Below are 3231 nucleotides of genomic sequence, written 5' to 3'. Positions count from 1 at the left end.
TCAGGATACGGCTATTAATAAAGCAAAACGCCTGGCTCGGAAATACAAGGCCGATGTGATCATCCATAGAGCGGATGGTACCATCCGAGATCGTATCAATTATGAGTAGTATGGTTTTTCGGGACGTTCGGATTGGAGGTTAAGGGATTTAGATGTCCGTTCCAGCGCTCGCCTGCCTCAGTTACGGCAGTCGAGAACTATATACTTGATCGGATTAGGAGGTTTCGACTGCGCTCGACCAGACATTTGCGTACATGACCGTATTTACTTAATGACTTTGGACTGGTGCTAGTGCGGGCGATCTCATTACTATTGGCTACAACAATTATTGGTTAACGTCTTCGCGAGGTGCGAAGCGATCTCATTAATATTGGGTACTACGAGTCAATGAATCTTCATTTTCTTTGCTCGCCCAAATAAAACGAAGCAAAAGAAAAGGCGCCTTATCCGAGGCATTTTTTCTTTTTCCCAAAAGAAAAACCGTGTCTGAAACTCCGCGTCGCTGCGTACCGCACCTCCTGTTTTCGGAGCTTTCAAACACTATGCTGCGGATAAGGAACCTCTCCATGGAACTTTATGCCATCCTAATGTTTTTTGTTGTTACGCCTGTAGTGTTGTCAAACCCCTCCGTCCCGCTAAGGGCGTGGTCCACCCTGCCCAAGGCAGGCAGGCTTCCCCTCATCTGAGGGGAGGAGCTTATTGGGTCCATCGACTTTATGAGTAACGAAGTTTTTTGTCTATACTTTTTTTATAGCTCCCATTTTCGGGGGAGCATCACTAAAATATAAACCCTTAAATAATTCTATTTACCAGGGAAGATTAAGGTGCTTTACTTCCTGTAGATAAAAATCCTCCAATTTTTTAACCAGCTCCTTTGAAATGGGGTTGTTTATGCTTTCCACATTACTTGTTAATTGGGATACATTCACATTGCCGGGTATAACGGTAGAGACCGCATCATATGACGCACAAAATGAAATTGCCTTTTGTGCAAGATCATCCTCCGCATTCACAATTTCCTTTATGCTATGGACCAAATGCGCCCTGGTTTGAATATCCTGTTTTGACCAGCGACTCCTGATGTCGTTGAAGGTGCTAGCGGCATGGTACTTTCCTGTCAACCAGCCCGAATCAAGCGGGATTTTGACGATGATACCAACCTCTTTTTCAATTGCCCTATCAAAAGCCCGGGAAGTATCCTGATGTAGTATATTAAAAAAAGCCTCGATCACTTTAGCGTTCGATGTATCCATTAACAGCTTCATTTCTTCATACGTGTCCAATGATGCCCCATAGGCTTTGATTTTCCCTTCTTCCATCAAGCGTTCCAGGATCTCGTAATGATCGTTTTTAGTACCATCCAAATACGCGTATGGTGGATTATGCATAATAAGGGAATCAACATAATCAACTTGTAATCTTTTAAGGCTGCCTTCCAAGGATTCCCGAATATGATCTGAATTGAAATTCGTGTTACCCGATACGGTATGTCCGAATTTTGTATTGATTACAATTGTACTTCTATCGATCCCCTTCAGGGCTTTACCAAGCCTTTCTTCGCCCGTGCCATGTCCGTAATTAGGTGCTGTATCAAAAAAATTGATGCCATAGTCCAGCGATTTTCCAATGAGTTCCATAGCGTCCATTTCTGACATTGGCTGCCATCCGGAATTTTTTCCCAACTGCCACGTACCAAGTCCAATTTCAGAAACCGGCACGGCGTCTTTTATATATCTATTATATTTCATCGTTTATTTGAACTTTGCTTTCTCAAAATATATCAATTTTAGACGAACGGGTGTATCTAAAAAAATTGATCTTCTTACATTTTATACAATAAGGACAGCACTTCACACAATTGTATACCTCAACTCCATGATCAGTTACTAGATTAACATCAAAATAAAAATCACGCCCCTGCTATAAGAATTGTCTTTTAATTAAAAAACAAGTAACATATGAATCCACTTATATCCTTTATCGCGACTGCAGCCATAATTTTTGCCCTAAGTGTTATTGTTTTTATTCTAACTGGGCTTATCAAAAATCGACCTAGTCAGTAAATACCCCTACCCGACAAAATTCCGATGATTTCCCAAAACTTGAGGTGATATTAATCATTGTAATAAATGATCGCCCGGAATATCTTCGTAGCAATAAGATACACATAAAATTGACTACCTATGAAGAAAAAAAGAGTTCTTATCATGGGCGCTGCCGGCCGTGATTTCCACAACTTCAATACAGTGTATCGGGATAATGAAGCCTACGATGTCTTGGCTTTTACGGCAACACAGATCCCGAATATCTTAAATCGCAAATACCCCGCCTCCCTTGCCGGAAAAAACTATCCCGAGGGCATTCCGATCTATGATGAGAAAGACCTTGAAAAACTCATCGATACGTTAAAGATCGATGATGTTATTTTTTCCTATTCCGATGTCCCCTACGAATACCTGATGCATAAAAGCGCCCTGGTCAATACGGCCGGTGCCAATTTTGTTTTGCTCGGCACGAAAGCTACTTCCATCAAAAGCACCAAACCATTGATCAGTATTGGGGCCACCCGTACAGGCTGTGGAAAGAGTCAGACCGCAAGGCGATTGATCGAGATCCTGATCGAAAAAGGCCTGAAAGTCGTGGCCATCCGTCATCCGATGCCGTATGGTGACTTGGAAGCACAGAAGGTACAGCGGTATGCGCGTCTCGAAGACCTCGAGAAATACGAGTGTACCATTGAGGAGATGGAGGAATACGAACCCCATATCGTTCGGGGCAATGTCATTTATGCGGGCGTGGATTACGAAGCGATCCTTCGCGCCGCGGAAAATGATCCCGATGGTTGTGATATCATCGTTTGGGATGGTGGCAATAATGATTTTCCATTTTACATCCCTGATTTGCACATTACGGTGACCGACCCGCATCGACCCGGTCATGGCCTGCTTTATTATCCGGGGGAAATCACCATGCGGATGTCCGATGTGGTGATCATCAACAAAATCGATAGCGCCCCTCCCGAGGGTATTGCGGAAATACGGAAAACGCTTGCCGAAATCGTGCCACACGCCCTAGTGATCGAAGCTGCCTCACCGATCAGTGTAGGGGATCCCAAGGTCATCCGAAACAAAAAAGTCTTGGTGGTTGAAGATGGTCCGACGCTGACCCATGGAGGGATGAAAATCGGGGCCGGCACCTTGGCTGCCGAAAAATACGGTGCTGCGGAGCTGG

General features: G+C 44.0%; 3 protein-coding genes. 2 read left to right on the top strand and 1 reads right to left on the bottom strand.

Going from position 1 to position 3231, the window contains the following annotated elements; all coding sequences use genetic code 11:
* On the top strand, window positions 1-109 hold a 109-nt coding region (locus tag WBM98_RS07055), incomplete at its 5' end, for a DUF2188 domain-containing protein (RefSeq protein WP_424365317.1).
* A 697-nt stretch (window positions 110-806) separates the two neighbouring features.
* Here WBM98_RS07055 and WBM98_RS07050 read toward each other — a convergent pair.
* Entirely contained in the window at window positions 807-1748 is a 942-nt protein-coding gene (locus WBM98_RS07050; protein WP_424365316.1) for an aldo/keto reductase, read from the bottom strand.
* Between the two features lie 435 nt (window positions 1749-2183).
* On the opposite strand from WBM98_RS07050, the gene WBM98_RS07045 reads away from it, so the two are divergent.
* On the top strand, window positions 2184-3231 hold a 1048-nt coding region (locus WBM98_RS07045; RefSeq protein ID WP_424365315.1), incomplete at its 3' end, for a GTPase.

It is taken from the genome of Maribacter sp., assembly GCF_049667165.1.
Classification (GTDB): domain Bacteria; phylum Bacteroidota; class Bacteroidia; order Flavobacteriales; family Flavobacteriaceae; genus Maribacter_A.
This window is presented reverse-complemented; position numbering and strand designations above follow the sequence as displayed.

Excerpts from the sequence above, each read along its gene's own strand:
- WBM98_RS07050 (WP_424365316.1), bottom strand. The coding sequence starts at position 1,748 with ATGAAATATAATAGATATATAAAAGACGCCGTGCCGGTTTCTGAAATT.